The following is a 20,058-nucleotide window of genomic DNA, read 5'->3' as shown; positions in this document are numbered from 1 at the left end:
CCTATAGCTCTTGTTGGCCATCATCCATATCCACACTGCCCCCTGACAAGGGACCGGAAGATGGACGACGATGGTCGAGCTCGGCCTCCAGCCGGCTCGGCAAGTCACGGCTGACCTCCTGGGAGGCGCGCTTCAGGGCGTAGTAAAAACCCTGAGCGTCACAGCTGCCATGACTCTTTATCACAATACCCGCCAGCCCCAGCAGGCTGGCGCCGTTGTAGCGAACCGGATCCAGTTCACTCTTCAATCGTCTGAGCGCCGGGCGGGCCAGCATCCCCACCAGCCGACTCCCCCAGTGCGCCTCGAAGGTCGCCTGGACGCGACCGACCAGCATCTTGGCCAGGCCCTCGCTGGCCTTGAGCAGCACATTGCCGACAAAGCCGTCACAGACCACGACGTCCGCCTGACCGGCAAACACGCCATCGCCCTCGATAAAGCCAAGATAGTCGATCCCGGCCACCTGGCGCAGTGCCGCATCGGCCTGCTGTACCGCCAGGGAGCCCTTGGTCGACTCCACCCCAACGTTGAGCAGGGCAATCCGTGGAGCCGCCAGACCGTCGACGTGGCGCGCCATGATATCGCCCATCAGGGCGAAGTCCACCAGGCGCTCCGCCGACACATCCACATTGGCACCCAGATCAAGCAAATAGCAGCGTCCGTCGCCTCGCGTCGGAATCGCCGTACTGATGGCCGGGCGTGGCACGCCCGGAACCATGCCAAGGGCGCGGCGCGACAGCGCCATCAAGGCGCCAGTATTGCCGGAACTGACGCCGACATCGGCCTCACCCGCCGCCACACAGTCAAGCATGCGAGCCATGCTTGAAGCATGGCCTCGGCGCAGCGCCTGAGAGGCGCGCATATCGGCGGGGATGATATCGGGTGCGTCACACAGGTGCAGATGCGACGCCGCCGCGGCCAGAGGCCGCGGCAGGCGTGAAATCTCGTCATCCAGCAGGCCCGCAGGGCCAAACAGCTGAATGTCGAGCTGCGGGTCCTCGATGACTGCCCTGGCCGCCCCCGCCACGGTGGCGCGGGGACCCTTGTCCCCGCCCATGGCATCTACGGCAATCCGCATCCCGGCGGCCAGGCGCTATCGAGGCGTCGTCAACTTATACGTCGACGACCTTGCGACCGCGATAGAAACCGTCCGGGGAGACGTGGTGACGCAGGTGAGTGGTGCCGGTTTCCTTGTCCTGGGACAGGGTCGGTGCACTCAGGGCGTCGTGGCTACGACGCATGCCGCGCTTGGAACGGGTCTTACGGTTCTGCTGAACTGCCATGGGAAATCACTCCACAAAAAATCGATCAGGTATCGGTGTTGCCCTTGAGGCGCTTGAGCACGTCAAAGGGACTGCCAGAGGGCGCTTCCGAGACTTCGGCATCCGCCCCGCTGCTCAGCTGGTCGCGCGAGACAGGACACTCTGACTCGTCGTGGTAGACCACCTGGGGCAGACTGAGGATAAGTTCATCCTCGACCACGCCCAGCAGGTCCAGCTGTTCATTCTCCACCAGCACCGGTTCATGGGTGCTCGGCAGATCGGCGGCCAGGTCATCACTGCTGACGAGCCCGAGCAGGAAGTCGCTCGTGACATGTTGGGCCATGGGCTCGAGGCAGCGGCGACACGGCAGCTGCAGATCGGCCTCCAGGCGCCCCCGGATCACCCGACGCCCCTGAGCGTCGATGGCGAATTCCAGCCAGGCGCTGGCATCGCCCTGTTGAGCGCCGACCTCTTCGGTCAGGCGGCTCATGTCGGCCAGCGCCACCAGGCCTTCGAGGTGTTCGGCTTGGGCGGCGAGCTTGTAGGGCTCGACCCGGCCGGGCAATCGTGAGGTCAACATAGGCGCGCAATGATAGGCACTCGTTCCGCCCCTGTCAAAGCCCTGTGCTCAATAGGTTACCATGTCCCGGGATCCGCTCGAACCCGACGAGCACAACCTGCCCATAGCGGGCCTCCCCGACACGACTCCACACATTGCAAGGAAGGACGCATGACCCCACTGGTGCTTGCCTCCAGCTCACCCTGGCGCCGCGAACTGCTTGAACGGCTGGGCCTGCCCTTCTCCTGGGCGAGCCCGGACATCGACGAGACCCGCGGCACGGACGAGACGCCCACATCACTGGTGCAGCGGCTGTCGCTGACCAAGGCCGAAGCGCTGGCCGACGCCTACTCGCGCCACCTGATCATCGGCTCCGACCAGGTAGCCCTGTTCGACGACCAGATCCTGGGCAAGCCCCACACCCAGGAGCGCGCCTGCGCACAACTGCGAGCCTTCTCGGGGCAACGGGTGCGTTTTGTCACCGGACTGGCGCTGCTCGACACCGCCGAGCATCGCCATTGGGTCGGCTACCAGCACTATGACGTGGTCTTTCGCCGTCTCACCGACACCGAGATCAGCACCTACGTCGCCCGCGAGCAGCCGCTTCAGTGCGCTGGCAGCTTTCGCATGGAGGGCCTCGGCATCACCCTGTTCGAGCGCCTGGAGGGTGGCGACCCGAACAGTCTGATCGGCCTCCCTCTGATTCTGCTGTGCCGGTGGCTGCGCGAGGCTGGCGCCGACCCCCTGGCGGCATCCGCCACCGATGTCGCGAACGGCGATCAGGGCAACTGATAACGCACCGGCGATGACGCCTGCGGCAGCCCCATCCACTGGGCCACGCCCACACCGAAGCGCCGAGCCAGGCGGTCGAAGGGGTCCTGGGATGGGGTGTAGTCCTTGATTCGCGGCTGGTCGAGCCATTCATGGGCCTCTTCGTCCAGGGTACCCAGGCGATCCACCAGGCCCAGCTCCAGCGCCTGCTCTCCGGTCCAGATCAGGCCGCTGAAGATCCGGGGATCATCGGCCAGGCGATCACCGCGCCCTGCCTTGACCGCATCGATGAACTGCTGATGGGTCGTATCCAGCACCTCTTGCCAGAACGCCTGCTGTTCGGGACGCATCTCGGAGAAGGGATCGAGAAAGGCCTTGTTGTCGCCTGCGGTGAAGACGCGCCGCTCCACACCCAGATCATCGATGGCCCCCTCCAGCCCGAAGCCGGCGTAGATGACGCCGATTGAGCCGACCAGACTGGACGGCGCAGCGACAATCTCGTCCGCCGCAGACGCCATGTAATAGGCGCCGCTGGCCCCCAGGTCCTCGACCACCGCGACGATCGGCTTGTCGCCGCGCTCGCGAAGGGCCATCACCGCCTTGTAGACCCGCTGGGACTGCACCGGACTGCCGCCCGGACTGTTGATATGCAATACCACCGCGGCGCTGCTGGGCGACTCCCAGGCGGCTTCGATACCTTCGATCAGGCGCTCGGCGTTGGCCGGCGACTCGCTATCGATCACACCGTCGACCTTGACCACCCCAAGATGCCTGGCCTGCTCTCGCTCATCGCCAGGCACCATCAGCAGTGCAAAGCCCACCAGCGCCGCCACTCCCAGCAGCAGCGCCAGCCAGGCGAAACGAAAGAACAGCTTCCAGCGCCGACTGCGCCGCTGCTCGACCAGTACGCTCTGGATCCAGCGGTCCATGCTCTCGATCTGGGCAAGGCGCTGGCGCTCCCGCAATACTTCGGCGCTGTCGCCGGACGATTCAGCCGGCCCGCTGCCGCCGGGTTCAGCCGGCCCACTGCCGCCGGACGATTCTGCCGGCCCACTGCCGCCGGACGATTCTGCCGGCCCGCTGCCGCCGTGCTCAGACGGCCCGCTGCCGCCGGACGATTCAGCCGGCCCGCTGCCGCCGCTCTTGTCCGGCCCACTACCGCCGGCTGCCGCCGCTCCCTTGCCGCTGGAAGACGACATCTCCCCCTGGGTCCAGGGGTCATCCTTGGGGGTATCCGACATCCCACCACTCCTTGCAAGCCTGGCGACAACCAGGAATAGAAAACGATTTGCCAGACGATCGACGCGATTCAGCCAGCCAGGTGATCCAGCACCTGATCGAAGCGATCTGCCACCAGCAGCGGCTCACTGCGCGACAGCCGCTGCACATCGTGCACACCATACGAGACAGCGATGCGCGGCATGCCGATGGCACGCGCCATTTCCATATCGTACTCGGTATCGCCGATCATGACGGCGCGGGAGGCGTCGACGCCGCACTCTTCGAGCAGCTCGACCAGCATCAGGGGATCCGGCTTGGAACGCGTCTCGTCGGCGGTACGACTGGCACGAAAGAAGCGACCGGTGTCGCTCTGGCGGAAGATACGATCGAGCCCGCGACGGCTCTTGCCGGTGGCCACGGCCAGCGCCGAGGTCGAGGCCAGCGAGGCCAGCCCCGCCTCGACGCCGGGATAGAAGGTGACCGGGGTGGCATCACCCTCGACGAAGTGCCAGGCATAGCGTGCCTTCAAACGCTCGGCCTGCTCCGGCTGGATACCCGGACACAAGGTGGCGATGGCTTCCGGCAGACCGAGACCGATGATATCGCGAATCTCGCCTTCCCCCAGCTCGCCCCACTCGGCCTCGCGGCCAGCCGCCTGCATGCAGGATACGATCCGGGCGATGGAATCCATCAGGGTGCCATCCCAGTCAAAGATGGTCAGGTCATAGCGCAAGAGACAACTCCTCGAGAGACGACGGCGTCCACGCCATCGCCCATGGACAAATGCCTCTTCCCCGATGATGGGTCACTCAAGCACGCAGACCGGCTCGGCGCAGCACCAGAGAACCAGACGCCACGACTAGCAGTGACAGCGGCCTGCGGCCGCCAAGGCTAGTCGGCCAGCCGAGTCACCACCCTTGCCTTGCCTTCCAGCGTCAGATGCACCGGACACAGGTCAGCGATGGCCAAAAGCTTGTCGCGGGCCTCTTGGTCGAGATCCCCCGTCAGGAAAAGGACACGTTCGAAGTGGTCGATTTTGCCACTGGTCGCCTCGCACTCGCCACAATCCTTGGCGTGAATCTTGTCATGGGAGACGTCCACGGTGACATCATCGAGCGGTAGCTTCTTGCGCCTGGCGTAGCTGCGCACGGTCATCGCCGTGCAGGAGCCGAGCGCCGCCGCCAGCAACTGGTACGGCGTAAAACCGAGGTTGGTCCCACCGTAGGAAAGCGGCTCGTCGGCCAGCAGGTGGTGCGCACCCGCCACCACGTCCTGGCGAAAACCTGCAGGATCGGCTTCGGATACTCGGGTGACGCCTTCAGGCGCTCCCGCGGGGGGCTTCGGCGCCTCCAGGCCCAGATAGCGCGACGCCCAGCCGACGATGACCTCGGCGGCGTACTCGGCGTCCTGGGGCCGGGTCAGCAGATGATCGGCGTCATCCAGCGAAACAAAGCTTCTGGGATGACGGGCGGCGGTGAAGATGGCCGAGGCGTTTTCGATCTCCACCGTTTCGTCGTTGGGCGCGTGCAGCACCAGCAGCGGACGCCCCAGGTTCTCGATGCGCTCGTGCTGACGCTGACTCTGGAGATCCTCGATAAAGGCCTTGCGGATGGTAAAGGGACGGCCTGCCAGGACCAGCTCGGCCTCCCCTTCGCGTTCGATGACGTCGAGGTTCGAGCCGAAATTGTGCACCACATGAGCCGGATCGTAGGGCGCCCCGACGGTGGCCACCGCCTTGACCCCGGGCAGACGCTCGGCGGCGGCGATCACCGCCGCACCGCCCAGCGAATGACCGACCAGCAGAGACGGTGACAGCCCACGCCCCTCGAGATGCTTGGCGGCGGCCACCAGATCATCCACGTTGGAGCTGAAATGGGTATTGGCGAACTCACCCTCGGAATGACCAAGACCGGTGAAATCGAAGCGCAATACCGCCACGCCCCGCGACACCAGTCGTGCTGCGATACGCTTGGCGGCGAGGATATCCTTGGTACAGGTAAAGCAATGGGCGAAGATCGCCACCGCCTGGGGCTCACCCACCTCCGGCCGGTCGAACCTCGCCGCCAGCTGGTTGCCGTCGTGACCGGGAAACTGTTCTCTTTCGCTGATGACACGCATGACCGTCCTACCCTCCGAAGACTCATGGGCGCATCGCCGGCACAAACCGCCGATGCCTTACCTGAATCCTTGGCCGAGGACGATCGTTTGGCAACCTGGCTCGCCTGCCCGGCGCGGGCTCACCACGTCCGCCAGACACAGCGATTCACCCACACTTGCTCATTTAGCGCACTGTAATTTCAGTCTTTCTTGCCACAAGGCCGGCACCAGGCAAGGCCGCAGGCGACGTCTTTCACTGTCGCCGCCGAGCCTTGTCGAGCACAGTTTCCAGGGCATCGTCGAGGGGAGCGCGAATCTGCACCGGCCGCTGACTGGTCGGCTCGGGGAAGGTCAGCGAGGCAGCATGCAGAAACAGGCGATCCAGCCCCAGTTCGCGACCGAGGCGAGCGCCCTCTCGGGTACCGTACTTGTCGTCACCCAACAGCACGTGTCCGGCGTGGGCAGCGTGGACGCGAATCTGATGGGTACGCCCGGTGATCGGCTCCGCCTCCACCAGGGTTGCACCGGCAAAGGTCTCACGCACACCAAAGCGGGTCCGAGCCACCTTGCCCTGCGGATCGACCCTGACTCGACGCTCGCCGTTGCCGGCATCGTAGCGATCCAGGCGGGCACTGACGAAATCCCGACGGACTGGCCAGCGGCCTGCCACCAGCGCCAGATACTGCTTGTTCATCTTGTGCTGCTTGAGCGACTGATTCAGCGCAAGCAGCGCCGGCCGGGACTTGGCCAGCAGCAGACACCCTGAAGTATCCCGATCCAGCCGATGCACCAGCTCCAGGAAGTCCAGGTCCTCGCGCACCTGCCGCAGCGCCTCGATCAGTCCGATCTTGACACCACTGCCGCCGTGCACCGCCAGTCCCGACGGCTTGTTCAAGACCATCCAGTCAGGCCCTTCCAGCAGCACGCTGCCGGCCAGCAGATTACGCAGATTATCGCTGACCTCGCGCACTGCCTCCTGCGGTGCCAGCTTGAGCGGGGGAATACGCACCAGATCGCCTAGCGCCAGACGGGTATCCGCCTTGACCCGCTTCTTGTTCACGCGCACCTCACCCTTGCGCACGATGCGATACACCAGCGAACGGGGGGCGCCCTTGAGGCGACTCATCAGAAAATTGTCGACGCGCTGGCCGACCTGGCCTTCGGTCACTTCCACCCACTGCACTTCACGCCCTTCGGCCACGCTGTCACCCCACTCGAAACCCGCAATAAAGCGCCATTCTAGCGCAGCTTGTCGCCAATTGCTGACCCCTGGCATTGCTGTTATATTACTTGTTCGCTCCCCGGGTCCGATTGACCCCTGCAAGCGCCTGCACGACTAGACACGCAGGCCCGAGCGAAACGTGACTGACACAGCGTTTGCCACAGAGGCCGCGACGACCCACAGAGGTCCCGCCGCCGATGTCAAGTGACAACACCGAGCCCGGCGCGCCCCACCCCAGCTGGATACCTTTCCGAAGGGGTGGGCCGTCGCCGGGAGACGTACAACACCGTGCCGGAGGCCGGCAGCGGTGAATCGATGAATGCCAGGTGTTGGCGGTGACGGCAGGACCGGATGGGCAAGGCCCCACCGAGACACGTCCTCCCTCCGCCCCGTACTCAACATGATCATGCCGTGACGTTCCTGATGAAGTAGCGTCGCGGCCGGGCGCAGCTTCCTCGACATGCGCTGAGCACAAGCACGCTGCACCAACGGTTCACCCTTGCCGTTGCCCATGGGCGCCCTCCGGCGCGCCCATATTGCGAGACAACATGAAACGGATGCTCATCAACGCGACCCAGCCCGAAGAGCTGCGTGTCGCCCTGGTGGATGGACAACGCCTGTACGACCTGGACATCGAATCCGGTGCCAGGGAACAGAAAAAAGCCAATATCTATCGCGGCAAGATCACCCGCGTGGAACCCTCCCTCGAAGCCGCCTTTGTCGATTTCGGCGCCGAACGCCACGGTTTTCTGCCCCTCAAGGAAATTGCTCGCGAGTACTTCGTCAAGGAGCCTTCCGGCCGCCCCAGCATCAAGGAAGTACTGAAGGAAGGTCAGGAAGTCATCGTTCAGGTCGACAAGGAAGAGCGTGGCAACAAGGGCGCCGCCCTGACCACCTTTGTCAGCCTGGCCGGCCGCTTCCTGGTGCTGATGCCCAACAACGCCCGCGCAGGCGGCATTTCGCGTCGCATCGAAGGCGAGGAACGCGCCCAGCTGAAGGAAGCCATGGGTCAGCTCAGCGTGCCCGACAAGATGGGCCTGATCGTGCGCACCGCCGGTATCGGTCGGTCGCCCGAAGAGCTGCAGTGGGACCTCGACTACCTGGTACAGGTGTGGGAATCCATCACCGAGGAAGCCGGCAAGCGCGCCGCCCCCTTCCTGATCTACCGCGAGTCCAATGTCATCATTCGCGCCATGCGCGACTACCTGCGCCAGGATATCGGCGAGGTACTGATCGACAGCCCCGAGGTGCACCAGGAGGCGCTGGCCTTCATTCGGCAGGTGATGCCGTCCTACCAGCAGAAGATCAAGCTATACGCCGACGAGGTGCCGCTGTTCTCGCGCTTCCAGATCGAGTCGCAGATCGAGACCGCCTACGAGCGTGAAGTGAAGCTGCCCTCCGGCGGCTCCATCGTGATCGACCACACCGAGGCACTGGTGTCCATCGACATCAACTCGGCGCGAGCGACACGCGGCAGTGACATCGAAGAGACTGCGCTGCAGACCAATCTGGAGGCGGCCGACGAGATCGCTCGCCAGTTGCGCCTGCGTGACATCGGCGGCCTGGTGGTCATCGATTTCATCGACATGGGGCCAGCACGCAACCAGCGTGAGGTCGAAAACCGCGCTCGCGATGCCCTCAAGCTCGACCGCGCCCGGGTACAGATCGGCCGTATTTCGCGCTTTGGCCTGATGGAAATGTCGCGTCAGCGTCTGCGCCCGTCCCTCGGCGAAACCAGCGGCGTGGTATGCCCCCGCTGTGACGGCCAGGGCACCATCCGTGACGTGCGTTCACTCTCGCTGTCGGTCATGCGCCTGATCGAAGAAGAGGCCATGAAGGAGCGCAGCGCTCAGATCCGCGCCATCCTGCCGGTGCCTGTCGCTACCTATCTGCTTAACGAGAAGCGCGCCATCTTGGCCGATATCGAGCGTCGCCAGGGCGTCCGCGTGGTCATCCTGCCAAGCCCGGACATGGACACCCCCCACTACGACGTCCAGCGTCTGCGCGACGATCACGTCGACGAGGAAGGCACCGCCAACGCCTCCAGTTTCGAGCTGTCCACCGACACCGAGGTCGGCAAGGAGCCCGACGCCGCCTTTGGCAAGCCGGTGCAACGCGCCGAAGCCGCGGTCAAGAGCGTGGTCCACAACGCCCCGGCCCCCGCTTCCTTGAGCCAGGAAGAGGCCGCCAGCGAGGACAAGCCCGCACAGCCGAGTCGCCAGCCCAGCGCTCAGGGCGCTCAATCCGGTCGCCAGGCCTCGTCGTCCAGCCGCAGGCAGAGCAGCCCTCAGGCTAATCGCCAGCCAGGCCGTCAGAGCCCCGCAGAGTCTCGCCAGGCGGTTCAGAACGCCGGCCTGTTCGGTCGACTGGTCAAGGGCTTCGCTCGCTTCCTCGGCGGCGAGGAAGAAACCAGTAACGGCGCCACGAGCGGCAGCCAAGGCTCGAGCAACACTCGCACTCAGTCCTCGAGTCGCGACGACAATGCTCAGCGCGGCGCCCAACAGCGCAGCGACAGCGGCCAGCAGCGCGGTAGCGACACGCGACAGCGCAATCGCCGCGGTGGCAGCCAGAACGGCCAGCGTCAGAGCAGCAACAGATCCAACCGTAGCGATGGCAACAGCCAGGATCGTCGTCAGCAGGAACGCCGCCAGCCGGCCGCCAAGAGCGACGGCCGCACCGACGCTCGCAGCGACGCACGCACCGACAGCAAGGCAGACACTCGAGCCGACAGAAATGACGGCAACGACAACCGCCAGCGCTCTCGCCGCGACGACAATCGTCAGCAGGACAACCGCCAGGCTGAAGGACGTCAGCAGGAGGGTCGTCAACAGGAAAGCCGCCAGCCGGATAGCCGCAAGAGCGACGACAACAAGTCGCCCCGTTCGGCCAGCCGCGGTGAAACGCAGCAGGCAGATGCTGCCAGCAGCGATGCTGCCAAGGACAGCAAGCCCAAGCGCACCCGCAACAATCCGCGCAACCGCAGCCGCAAGCACGCCATCAACCCCGAGGCGCTGAAAGAGCAGCAACGCCTGCAGGCGGAAGCGGCCGCGGCTCAGGAAGCTCAGCCCGATGCGGACCAGGCAAGCGCTACGGAAGCTACGGCCGAACAGACCCAGCCCGAAGCAAAAGCCGAAACAAGAGCCGAAGCCCCCAAGGCTGACGCCAAGACTGACGCCAAGGCCGAAGCCTCCAAGACTGAAGCCCCCAAGGCTGACGCCAAAGCCGAGGCTCCCAAGGCTGACGACAAGGCCGACGCCAAAGCCGAGGCTCCCAAGGCGGATACCAAGCCCGTCGCCAACGCCGCGGCTCCCAAGTCGGACGACGCCAAGCCCGTAGAGAAAGACGAGCCAAAGACCGAAGCCAAGGCCGAGACTCCCAAGGCTGACGCGCAGCCTGCAGAGAAAGCCGAGCCGAAAGCCGAAGCCAAGGCCGAGACTCCGAAGGCTGACACCAAGCCTGCAGAGAAAGCTGACGAGAAAGCCGAGCCAAAAGCCGAAGCCAAGACCGAGACTCCCAAGGCTGACGCGCAGCCTGCAGAGAAAGCCGAACCGAAAGCCGAAGCCAAGGCTGAGGCTCCCAAGCCCGAGGCTCCCAAGACTGAGGCCCCCAAGGCCGAGACGCCAAAGGCCGAGACGCCAAAGGGCGAGGCTCCCAAGGCTGACACCAAGCCTGCAGAGAAAGCTGACGAGAAAGCCGAGCCGAAAGCCGAAGCCAAAGCCGAGGCCCCCAAGGCTGACGCCAAGCCCGCGGAGAAAGCCGAAGCCAAGGCCGAAGCTCTCAAGGCTGACGTCAAGGCGGAAGAGAAAGTCGAGGCCAAGGCCGAAGCTCCCAAGGCTGACGTCAAGGCGGAAGAGAAAGCCGAGGCCGACAACGCCAAGACAGAAGCCAAGGCAGAAGACGACGCCTTGAGTGGCGCCACTGATGATGGCCAGGCGCCTCGCCGCCGTCGCCGGGCCCACAACGACCCGCGCGAGCGTCGCAAGCTCGAGGCCGAAAAGGCAAGTGACGGCCACAACAGCTGATCACTAGCCGGAAAGCAAAACGCCCGCGTCCAAGGACGCGGGCGTTTTCATTTATGCGCATTCGTTACTCACACAGCGCCTCCGGCGCCGGCAAGTCAGGTGCTGGCCAACTAATCAGGCCAGGCGCGGCTCTCGTTCGAGCGTCACACCGAAGCGTTCGGCGACCCGCGCCGACACCTGGTCGGCGAACGCCAGCAATTCCGTGGCATTGCCACCACCGTGGTGCACCAGCACCAGCGCCTGACGATCATGGACGCCAAAGTGACCCTGTCGCCAGCCCTTGAGGCCGCACTGATCGATCAGCCACCCCGCCGCCAGCTTGACCCTTCCGTCTTCCAGCTCATAGGCCGGCATACCCGGATAGCTCTCGCGCAGTGCCCCGGCACGCGCAGCCTCGACTACAGGATTCTTGAAGAAGCTGCCGGCATTGCCGAGCTGCTCTGGGTCGGGCAGCTTCTCGCGGCGCACCTGGCAGACCGCCTCGGCCACCGCCAGAGGAGCGGGGCTCTCCCCCACCCGGGACGCCAGATCGCCGTAGCCAAGCTTCGGCGCGCCGTGACGGCTGACCCTCAAGGTGAGGTCGGTGATGATGACCTTGCCGTCCCACTCCCCCTTGAAGCGGCTCTCCCGATAGCCGAAGCCACAGGCACCAGCCGGCAAGCTTTCCACCGCACCACTGTCGCGATGGACCAGGGTCACCGACTCAAGCACATCGGCCAGTTCGACCCCATAGGCACCGATGTTCTGTACCGGTGCCGCACCACAGTGCCCGGGTATCAGCGCCAGATTCTCGATGCCCCACCACCCCTTCGACGCCAGCGCCATGACCAGTCGATGCCAGTTGACCCCGGCACCGACATGCACCAGCGCATCCTGTCCGCGCCGCTCGACCCACCAGTAATCGAGCCGCGGTCGCAGCGTCATCCCCGGCAGATAGTCGGGCAGAATCAGATTGCTGCCGCCGGAGAGCAGGGTCAATCGGCGGTCTCCGACCTGCCTGATCAGGGAGGCGAGCTGATCACGACTGAAGACGTCGACGACCTCTTCGGCGACACAGGGCAGCCCCAGGGTATTGGCTCGGGTCAAGTCCTGATCGAGGCCTATGACGGGCCTCAAGAGGACGCCCCCAGACGCTGCGACAAGGTGGCCACCAGGCCATCGGCGGCACGCTCGATCATCGCGTAGACACCATCGAAGCCGCCCTCGTAGTAGGGGTCCGGCACCGCAACGCCGGGCTCCCCGGCGAACTCCATCAAGAGGCCGATATGGGCCTGGCAATTCGCCGGCGCCTGGCGCTCGAGCACGCTCAGGTTGTCGGCGTCCATCGCCAGCAGGTAGTCACATGTTTCGAAATCGGCGGCCTCGAGCTGGCGACCGCGCAGCTTCGATAGATCGATTCCCCGCTTGCGCGCGGCCTGCTGGGCGCGGGCATCAGGTGGCTCACCTACGTGCCAGGGCCCGGTGCCGCAGGAATCCAGCACCACCCGGTCCGCCAGACCGTGCTCCTCGAGTCGCTGCCTCACTACCCCCTCGGCGGTGGGCGAGCGGCAGATATTGCCCAGACATACGAACAGTACCCGCATGCTTGTCTCCTGATCGTTGGCCTTCACTGGTCCGGCGGCGTCTGCTGGCCGGCGAAATGGGCGCGAACCCGTTCAAGATCCTCGGCGGTGTCCACCCCTGCCCCGGGCGTCTGCTCGGCCAGCGCCACCTGGATGGCGTGCCCATAGTGCAGCGCACGCAACTGCTCGAGCTGTTCGAGCTGTTCGATGGGAGCCGGCAGCCACTGGCTGAAGGCCCGCAGAAAGCTCGCTCGATAGGCATAGAGGCCGATATGGCGTAGCCAGGCGTCGGTGGTGAGCAGCGTCGGAGGCTCACGAAAGCCCTCCCGGTCCCAGGGCATCGGGGCGCGAGAAAAGCTCAGCGCCCTGCCCGATGCGGCCCGGGTTACCTTGACCACATTGGGGTTGAACAAGGTATCGACGTCGCCGATGGACTCGGCCAGGGTCGCGACCGAGGCGCACTCGTCGCGCATCAGGCGCCCCGCCACCTGATCGATCAGTTCGGGCGGCAACAGCGGTTCGTCCCCCTGGACGTTGACCAGCACCGCCTCGTCCGGCAGCACCAGGCGCTCGACCACCTCCGCCAGCCGATCGGTCCCGGTGGTATGGTCCTCGCGGGTCATCACCACCTCGGCGCCCAGCTCAAGCATCATGCTTTCGATGCGCGCATCGTCGGTGGCGATCACCACTCGACTCGCCGAGGAGCGCCGGGCCTGATCCCAGACCCGGGCGACCATGGGGCGGCCGGCAATATCTGCCAGCGGCTTTCCGGGCAGACGACTCGAGCCGTAACGCGCCGGTATGACAACGATAAAATCCTGCATCGGCTAGCGCTCCTTCACGTCTGGTCCGTGCTGGAGGCGCCCCGCCCGGGGTTGGTCTTGAGGGTCTCGTCGACCTCCATGACCCGCGCCTCCTCGACCAGCATCACCGGGATGCCGTCACGGATCGGATAGGCCAGGCCATCGAACTGGCAGCACAGCTCGCCGGCATCGCGGTCGTAGCGCAGCTTGCCCTGGCACTGGGGGCACACCAGCATCGCCAGTAGTTCCTTGTCCATCATCGTTTCTCCTGTTGAATTTGAGCCTTCGGCGGCAGTGCTCAGTCACTCTGCCGCTGCGCGATCCCGGTATCATGAGCGACCCGCGCATCGTCGGTGCCTCGCCAGGCGGACACTCGCCGATCGAACCAGGCCACGAAGGACGCCTCGGGTCTAGCCTCGACATCCAGGGCCCAGCAATCGTCGGGAACAAAGCTTCGACACTTGACCGCATCCTTGGCGGTCATCACCACAGGTCGCTGGTCGCTGGTGGTCAGGTCGGCCGGGCTGAACCGGTGGTGGTCGGAAAAGGGGGCCGGTCGATGGGCGATCCCCAGCTCCGACAGGGTGGTAAAGAAACGCTCCGGATGACCGATCCCTGCCACTGCGGTGACCGGTGTGGCGAAGGGCAGCGGCGTCAGTGGACGCCGCTCGTCGTCACCGACCCTGCGCCAGCAGGCGGGCTCCAGTTGCATGGTGAAGCCGTCGGCGGCAAGCGCGCTCGACGATTCGCCGTTGACGATCAGTGCGTCGATGCGCTTCAGCCGCTCCAGCGGTTCGCGCAGCGGCCCTGCCGGCAGGCAGCGCCCATTGCCGAAGCCTCGCTTGCCGTCCACCACCACCACCTCGAGATCACGCCCCAGGGCATGGTGCTGAAGGCCGTCGTCGGTGACGATGACGTCACAACCGGCGTCGATCAGGCACTGGGCCCCACGCGGGCGGTCCGGGTCGACCACCACCGGCAGTCCGGTCTGATCGGCCAGCATTCGCGGCTCATCGCCGCTGGCCGCTACTGGTGTATCGGCGGCAAGGTGCAGCGGGTAGCCATCGGCCTTGCCACCGTAGCCCCGTGACAGAATCCCGGGGCGAAAGCCGCGCTCGGCCAGGTGCCGCCCCATCCAGGCGACCAGCGGCGACTTGCCGGTGCCGCCGAGAGTCAGGTTGCCGACCACGATGACGGGTACCGAAGCGCGCCACACGGGCTTGTCGCCACGGGCAAAGGCGTCGGCCCGACGGCGTACCTCGCGGCGATAGAGTGCCTCCAGCGGCCGCAGGACGGCAAGCCAGGGAGCCCCACGATAGGCCGCCTCGAGCCAGCGCTGCCCAAGCCCCATCTACGCCTCCTGGAATTGCAGCTGGTGCAACGCGGCGTAGGCACCGCCGTCGCGTTCCAGCAGCTCGGCGTGGGAGCCCTGCTCGATGATCTCGCCCTGCTCCATGACCAGGATGCGGTCGGCCCGTTCGATGGTCGACAGGCGGTGGGCGATGACCAGGGTGGTGCGGTCCTTGCAGACCTCTTCCAGGGCCGCCTGGATATGGCGCTCGGACTCGGTGTCCAGCGCCGAGGTCGCCTCGTCTAGGATCAGGATGGGAGCATCCTTGAAGATCGCCCGAGCGATCGCCATGCGCTGACGCTGACCACCGGAGAGCATCACGCCGTTGTCTCCGACCAGCGCCTGGTAGCCGCCGGGCATGCGCTCGATAAACTCGTGGGCGTGGGCGGCGCGGGCCGCCGCCTCGATGTCTGCAGGATCGGCATCGGGGACCCCGTAGGCGATGTTCTCGGCGATGGTGGCGTTGAACAGGGTGACCTGCTGGGACACCAGCGCAATCTGCTGTCGTAGCGCCGTCAGCTGGTACTCCTCGATGGGGGTGCCATCGATCAGGATACGCCCGCCCGTCGGTCGGTAGAAGCGCGGCAACAGGCTGACCAGGGTCGACTTGCCGCTGCCCGAGCGGCCGACGATGGCCACCATCTCGCCCTTGCGCACGTCCAGGTCGATGCCCTTGAGCACCTCGGGCTGATCGTCTCCGTAGGCGAAGCGCACCTGTTCGAGCTGTATCCGCCCCTGCAGGCGCTCGGGCATCAGGGTTCCGGTGTCGCGTTCCTCAGGCTCGTCGAGCAGCCCGAACAGTTCACTGGAGGCAGCGATACCCTTCTGGATGGTGCCGTTGATCTCGCTGAGCGAGCGAATCGGCTTGGCCATCAGCGAGGCGGCGGTGATGAAGGCCACGAATTCGCCCGGCGTCATGTTGTCCATCAGCGCCGGTGACATGGCAAGCCACACCAGCAGCGCCAGCGACAGTGCCACCAGCAACTGGATGACCGGAGTGCTGGTGGCCTTGGTCAGGGCCTCCTTCATGCTCTGGCGACGGTTGACTTCACTGGCGTCGCGGAAGCGCCCCATCTCGTATTTCTCGGCGCCGTGGGTACGCACCACGCGGTAGCCGGTCAAGGCCTCGGAGGCAACGTGGGTAACGTCCCCCATGGAGCGCTGGATGCGCTTGGAAATGCGCCGAAAGCGCTTGCTGGCGTAGCTCACCACGCCACCAATCAGCGGCGTCACGGCCATGAACAAGAGCGTCAGCATCCAGTTGGTCCACAGCAGATAGCCCAGCAGGCCGAGTACAAACAGGCCCTCCTGGAGGATAACCGTGATCGCCTTGGTGCCTGCGCCGGTCACCTGCTCCACATGGTAGGTCACCCGCGAGATCAGGTGGCCGGAAGAATGATTGTCGAAGAAGCGCCCCGGCAGGCGCAGCATATGGTTGAAGACGTCACAGCGCAGCGCGTGCACCATGTTGCGTGCGACGTTGCTCATGAAGTAGGTGCCGAGAAAGGTGCCGACGCCCCTGGCGCCGAACATGCCGACGACGAACAGCGGCAGAAACAGACGAAAGGCGGCGTCGGGATTCTGGATGCCATCGATCAGGCGCTTCATCATCTCGGCCAGGGCGGTACTGGACGCCGCGTAGATGGCGTAACCGACCACGGCGACGAGAAAGGACTTCCAGAAGGGTTTGACGTAACCAAGAAGACGCTTGTAGAGCGTCCAGCCGGAGTATTCGATCACGTTGGCTCCAGTTGCGAGGGAATCGGTCCTGTCTGGCCGCCACGGATGGTCCGGGTAGCGATCACCCGGGCCCGCACGGCCGTCTGCCGCCGACAGCGGACGCGGCGTCGCTCCTGGCCGGCCAACACACAGGGCAGTGAGATTCAGTGCCGCGATTCTACCCCATGGCAAGGGCCTTCGACACCGCCACCGGTCAGACGGGAATGGATACCCTGCGCCGCTGCTATCCCGACCTGCGACAGGAGGATGTTCACCCGCCCATCCACAGCGGTGTCCATCAGGCAACTGCCGGCGCGTCGCAGGCGACGCACCACCTGGTCGGCAGGATGACCGAAGCCATTGTAGGCACCGCGGGAAATCACCGCCAGGCGGGGCGGCCTGGCCGCCACCAGGGCCTCGCTGGTGCTGTCCGCGCTGCCATGATGCCCCACCACCAGAACCGCAGGCGCCAGCGGCAAGCGCGGGATCAGGAAGCGCTCGACGCGTTTTCCCGCATCGCCGGTAAGCAACACACTGCCACCGGCGGTACTCACCAGCAGCACGCAGGAGCGATCATTGCTGCCATGCCCGGCAACGTCGCTTGCCGTTGCGCTGCCGCTCGCGGCAGGCGGCCACAGAAAGGTAAAATCGACACCATCCCAGCGCCAGCCCTCCCCGGCATGACAAGGGTGTCGCGGCGTGTGCGCCGACAGCGCCAGCGTCTCGCCCTCGGGGTACCACCAATGAGCCACCCGATGCTCGCGCACCAGGCTGGCGAGTCCTCCTGCGTGGTCCTGGTCGGCGTGGCTGATCACCACCTCGTCGAAGGCTTGCGGAGATGCCCAGATGGACGCCAGCGGCGTAAAGCCGGAGCGAAAGCGAGGACCGCTGTCGTACAGCAGTCGATGACGGGCGGTGATCAGCTCCACCATCAGCCCCTGCCCCACGTCCCAGACCATCAGCCGCACCTCGCCCGGTCCGGGCCTGCCACCGAAGGCCGGCATCATCGCCATGGCCGCAACAAGTGCCAGGACGCTTGCTGATCGCAGCCCGGCACCCAGGCCAGGCAGCAACAGCAGCGCGCCCAGGCCCAGCAGCAGAATGCCGAGTGTCCAGCGCCCTCCTTCTCGCAGCGACAGACCGGGTGACAGTTCGGCGAACATCCGCAACGACGCCAGCATCACCTCGAGGCCCGCTTCGAACAGCCACCAGCTCGCCATCGCCGCCTCAGACGACACCGTCGACAGCACCCAGCCCAGCATCCCCAGCGGCACCAGCACCAGCGTCACCAGGGGCACCGCCAGCAGATTGGCCAAGGGGGCCAACGGCGCCACTTGACCCATCGCCAGCAGCACCAGACCCGCCATGGGTAGCGCCAGCAACAGCTGGGTACGCAATAGCGCCGCCAAGGCACCCTTGAGCCCGGACGGCGCCTGCCTGCCCTGCCACATCAGGATCAGCAGGGCCACGGCACCGAAGGACAGCCAAAGCCCGGGGCGCCACAGCGCCAGAGGATCCCACAGCACGACCACCGCCCAGGCCAGTGCCCAGCCCTGCCATGGCGAAGGAGAATGCTGCCCCCCGGCCACCCAAAGGGCGATAAGGACCATCACCAGAGCCCGCAGCGCCGGCGGTTCGGCGCCGACCAGCCAGACAAAGCCGGTGGTGGCCGTTGCGGCGGCCAGCCACGGCCAACGCAACAGCCGCCAGCGCCCCGGCTGAATCAAACGCGCCACCAGTCGCGACAGGGTCAGCGCCAGCGCTGCCACCAGGCCCACGTGCAGCCCGGACACCACCGCCAGATGGGTCGTCCCGGTGGCGTTGAGCAGCGCCCAGTCGTCGGCCTCGAGCCGCTCGCCACGGCCCAGGGTCAAGGCCGCCAGCCAGCGCTGCGTCGTCTCATGCAGCGGCTGGCCATCGAGCTGTCGCAGTAGCACTCGACGCGGGTCCCGGGGTGCGGCGGCCAAGCGTTGCGGCGGCGGTTGTGCGATGACTGATCCGGTGGCGTGGATGCCTTCCCGCCACAGCCATCGGCGATAGTCGAAGCGCCCGGGATTGGTGAGGCCACCAGGTGGGCGCAGTCGTACATCGAACCGCCAGCGCTCTCCGACAGCCATCATCGTGTGCGCTGTTGCCGACGCGGTCCCGACCTCGCCGTCCATGGTGCTATAGCGACTGACCCTTATCCGCTCGAGTCCCGAGCAGTCAGGCAGTCCGGCTTCCAGGGGACTGCAGCTCTCGACCCTCATGGTCAGACGCTGCAGGCCATCGCTCTGGCGACTTGCCAACACCCGCCCCTCGACCGTCAGCGGTACCCCGGCAAGCCCCGAGGGCAAGCTGGCCGCCTGTTGCTGCAACAAACAGCCAAGCACCCACAGCCCGGCCAGACACACCAGCATCGCCGCCGTCCGGCGCAAGGCCAGTGATACCAGTGCCGCCACTGTCAGCAGATTCAGGCCGAGGGCGGCCTCGGGCAGTGTCAGACCCGCGCCTCCAAGGACGCAGCCCAAGGCCAGCGCCCATGCCAGCGAGAGGGAACAGGTGCCTTGCCAGAGGCGGCCTGACGGCCGACGCATCGATCGTTGCCAATCTTCGTCAGATTCCATCGCCCTCTCTCTGGAGCCCTGGAGGCTTGGGGCCCTGGAGCCCGACAGCCCGTTGACGGCGTCGCGCATGCCCATCGTTGGCCGACGTCATGGCAAGGGCGGCGGCTTGTATGGATAATAGCCACGCATCCGCAGCCTCGAGCTGATTCGCCATGCCGCGTCGACTACTCAAGCGCTATCTGCCCTCGCCGGACGCCCTGCGCCGGCAGCGCTCGCTACGCTTCATGGCGCATCTGATCGCCGACCCCGCCCTGTGGGTGCTGACGCGCCGCAGCGTGGCCAACGCCTTCAGCGTTGGCCTGTTCAGCGCGCTGCTGCCGATCCCGTGTCAGATGGTCGTCGCCGCCCTCGGCGCCCGCGTCGGACGCTGCAATCTGCCGCTGTCGGTGGCTCTGGTGTGGATCACCAACCCGCTGACGATGCCGATCATCTTCTACGCCAACTACTGTCTCGGCGCCTGGCTGATGCAACGCCCGGCGCTGGAGGCGCCCCACCGGCTGACCACCGACTGGCTGCAGTCCCAGTTGCTGGACATCCTGCCGTCCCTGCTGATCGGCTCGCTGGTGGCGGCGATCGCCGTGGGAGGCCTGGCCAACCTGGTGATACGCCTGCTGTGGCGCTGGCAGGTGGCACGCAGCTGGAAGGCACGCGCGCGCCGGCGACGCCGCAGGACCCAGCCGCACTGACCCAGCGGCATCGACCCAGCCACAGGCTCTGCTCGGCCCGGCGCCGTTCCCGCTGGTCTGCCGAGAAAGCCCGGTCGAAAAAGCCGGGACGAGAAAGCCCGGACAAGCAATCCCCACGAAAGAAGGCCCCGATGCGATTGCATCGGGGCCTTCTTCTGGCTTCTTCTGGACGCTGCGAAA

The 20,058-nt window shown here is 65.8% G+C and carries 17 protein-coding genes; 3 read left to right on the top strand and 14 right to left on the bottom strand.

What is annotated here, in order from left to right:
- Position 1 precedes the first annotated feature (1 nt).
- From plsX to NKF27_RS07980, 3 genes are read right to left on the bottom strand one after another with little or no spacing between them, the layout of a single operon-like run.
- The gene (gene plsX, locus NKF27_RS07990; protein ID WP_083970469.1) at positions 2-1,075 is read right to left on the bottom strand and encodes a phosphate acyltransferase PlsX; all 1,074 of its coding nucleotides are present in this window, start codon (positions 1,073-1,075) and stop codon (positions 2-4) included.
- A 34-nt stretch (positions 1,076-1,109) separates the two neighbouring features.
- Positions 1,110-1,280: a 50S ribosomal protein L32 gene (gene rpmF / locus NKF27_RS07985; protein ID WP_010627954.1), complete on the bottom strand. Its 171-nt coding sequence runs from the start codon at positions 1,278-1,280 to the stop codon at positions 1,110-1,112.
- A 25-nt stretch (positions 1,281-1,305) separates the two neighbouring features.
- The gene (locus NKF27_RS07980; protein ID WP_045993405.1) at positions 1,306-1,839 is read right to left on the bottom strand and encodes a YceD family protein; all 534 of its coding nucleotides are present in this window, start codon (positions 1,837-1,839) and stop codon (positions 1,306-1,308) included.
- A 150-nt stretch (positions 1,840-1,989) separates the two neighbouring features.
- On the opposite strand from NKF27_RS07980, the gene NKF27_RS07975 reads away from it, so the two are divergent.
- The gene (locus NKF27_RS07975) at positions 1,990-2,610 is read left to right on the top strand and encodes a nucleoside triphosphate pyrophosphatase (protein WP_253555991.1); all 621 of its coding nucleotides are present in this window, start codon (positions 1,990-1,992) and stop codon (positions 2,608-2,610) included.
- Here the strand turns inward: NKF27_RS07975 and sppA are convergent.
- The 4 genes from sppA to NKF27_RS07955 form a co-directional block, all read right to left on the bottom strand.
- Positions 2,598-3,830: a signal peptide peptidase SppA gene (sppA, locus tag NKF27_RS07970; protein ID WP_253555989.1), complete on the bottom strand. Its 1,233-nt coding sequence runs from the start codon at positions 3,828-3,830 to the stop codon at positions 2,598-2,600. The genes NKF27_RS07975 and sppA overlap by 13 nt on opposite strands.
- Positions 3,831-3,898: 68 nt before the next feature.
- Positions 3,899-4,543, bottom strand: coding sequence for an HAD-IA family hydrolase (locus tag NKF27_RS07965; protein ID WP_253028304.1), 645 nt, complete (start codon positions 4,541-4,543; stop codon positions 3,899-3,901).
- 158 nt (positions 4,544-4,701) lie between these two features.
- Positions 4,702-5,928 (bottom strand): bifunctional alpha/beta hydrolase/OsmC family protein, encoded by a 1,227-nt coding sequence (locus NKF27_RS07960; protein ID WP_045993401.1) that lies wholly within the window; start codon positions 5,926-5,928, stop codon positions 4,702-4,704.
- 232 nt (positions 5,929-6,160) lie between these two features.
- Positions 6,161-7,108: an RluA family pseudouridine synthase gene (locus tag NKF27_RS07955; RefSeq protein WP_253555987.1), complete on the bottom strand. Its 948-nt coding sequence runs from the start codon at positions 7,106-7,108 to the stop codon at positions 6,161-6,163.
- Between the two features lie 569 nt (positions 7,109-7,677).
- Between NKF27_RS07955 and rne the strand changes: the two genes are divergently transcribed.
- On the top strand, positions 7,678-11,151 hold the full coding sequence (rne, locus tag NKF27_RS07950; protein ID WP_253555985.1) for a ribonuclease E: 3,474 nt from the start codon (positions 7,678-7,680) through the stop codon (positions 11,149-11,151).
- A gap of 114 nt (positions 11,152-11,265) precedes the next feature.
- Here the strand turns inward: rne and murB are convergent, their stop codons facing one another.
- The 7 genes from murB to NKF27_RS07915 all read right to left on the bottom strand — a co-directional run bounded on the left by murB (position 11,266) and on the right by NKF27_RS07915 (position 19,192).
- Entirely contained in the window at positions 11,266-12,237 is a 972-nt protein-coding gene (gene murB, locus NKF27_RS07945) for a UDP-N-acetylmuramate dehydrogenase (RefSeq protein ID WP_253555984.1), read from the bottom strand.
- Between the two features lie 26 nt (positions 12,238-12,263).
- Positions 12,264-12,734: a low molecular weight protein-tyrosine-phosphatase gene (locus NKF27_RS07940; protein ID WP_253028308.1), complete on the bottom strand. Its 471-nt coding sequence runs from the start codon at positions 12,732-12,734 to the stop codon at positions 12,264-12,266.
- A gap of 23 nt (positions 12,735-12,757) precedes the next feature.
- Complete coding sequence (gene kdsB, locus NKF27_RS07935; protein ID WP_253555983.1) at positions 12,758-13,537, bottom strand: 3-deoxy-manno-octulosonate cytidylyltransferase; 780 nt, start codon at positions 13,535-13,537, stop codon at positions 12,758-12,760.
- A gap of 14 nt (positions 13,538-13,551) precedes the next feature.
- Positions 13,552-13,773: a Trm112 family protein gene (locus NKF27_RS07930; protein ID WP_045993429.1), complete on the bottom strand. Its 222-nt coding sequence runs from the start codon at positions 13,771-13,773 to the stop codon at positions 13,552-13,554.
- A 41-nt stretch (positions 13,774-13,814) separates the two neighbouring features.
- Positions 13,815-14,867: a tetraacyldisaccharide 4'-kinase gene (lpxK, locus tag NKF27_RS07925; RefSeq protein ID WP_253555982.1), complete on the bottom strand. Its 1,053-nt coding sequence runs from the start codon at positions 14,865-14,867 to the stop codon at positions 13,815-13,817.
- Positions 14,868-16,604, bottom strand: coding sequence for a lipid A export permease/ATP-binding protein MsbA (gene msbA / locus NKF27_RS07920; protein WP_253556431.1), 1,737 nt, complete (start codon positions 16,602-16,604; stop codon positions 14,868-14,870).
- 146 nt (positions 16,605-16,750) lie between these two features.
- On the bottom strand, positions 16,751-19,192 hold the full coding sequence (locus NKF27_RS07915; RefSeq protein ID WP_253555981.1) for a DNA internalization-related competence protein ComEC/Rec2: 2,442 nt from the start codon (positions 19,190-19,192) through the stop codon (positions 16,751-16,753).
- Between the two features lie 152 nt (positions 19,193-19,344).
- Between NKF27_RS07915 and NKF27_RS07910 the strand changes: the two genes are divergently transcribed.
- Positions 19,345-19,878, top strand: a complete 534-nt coding sequence (locus NKF27_RS07910; RefSeq protein ID WP_045993394.1) for a DUF2062 domain-containing protein — start codon at positions 19,345-19,347, stop codon at positions 19,876-19,878.
- Positions 19,879-20,058: the final 180 nt, after the last annotated feature.

The organism is Halomonas sp. DN3, assembly GCF_024137905.1.
Lineage (GTDB): Bacteria > Pseudomonadota > Gammaproteobacteria > Pseudomonadales > Halomonadaceae > Halomonas > Halomonas litopenaei.
Note: the sequence above shows the minus strand (reverse complement) of the source record. Positions and strands in the feature narration are given on the sequence as shown.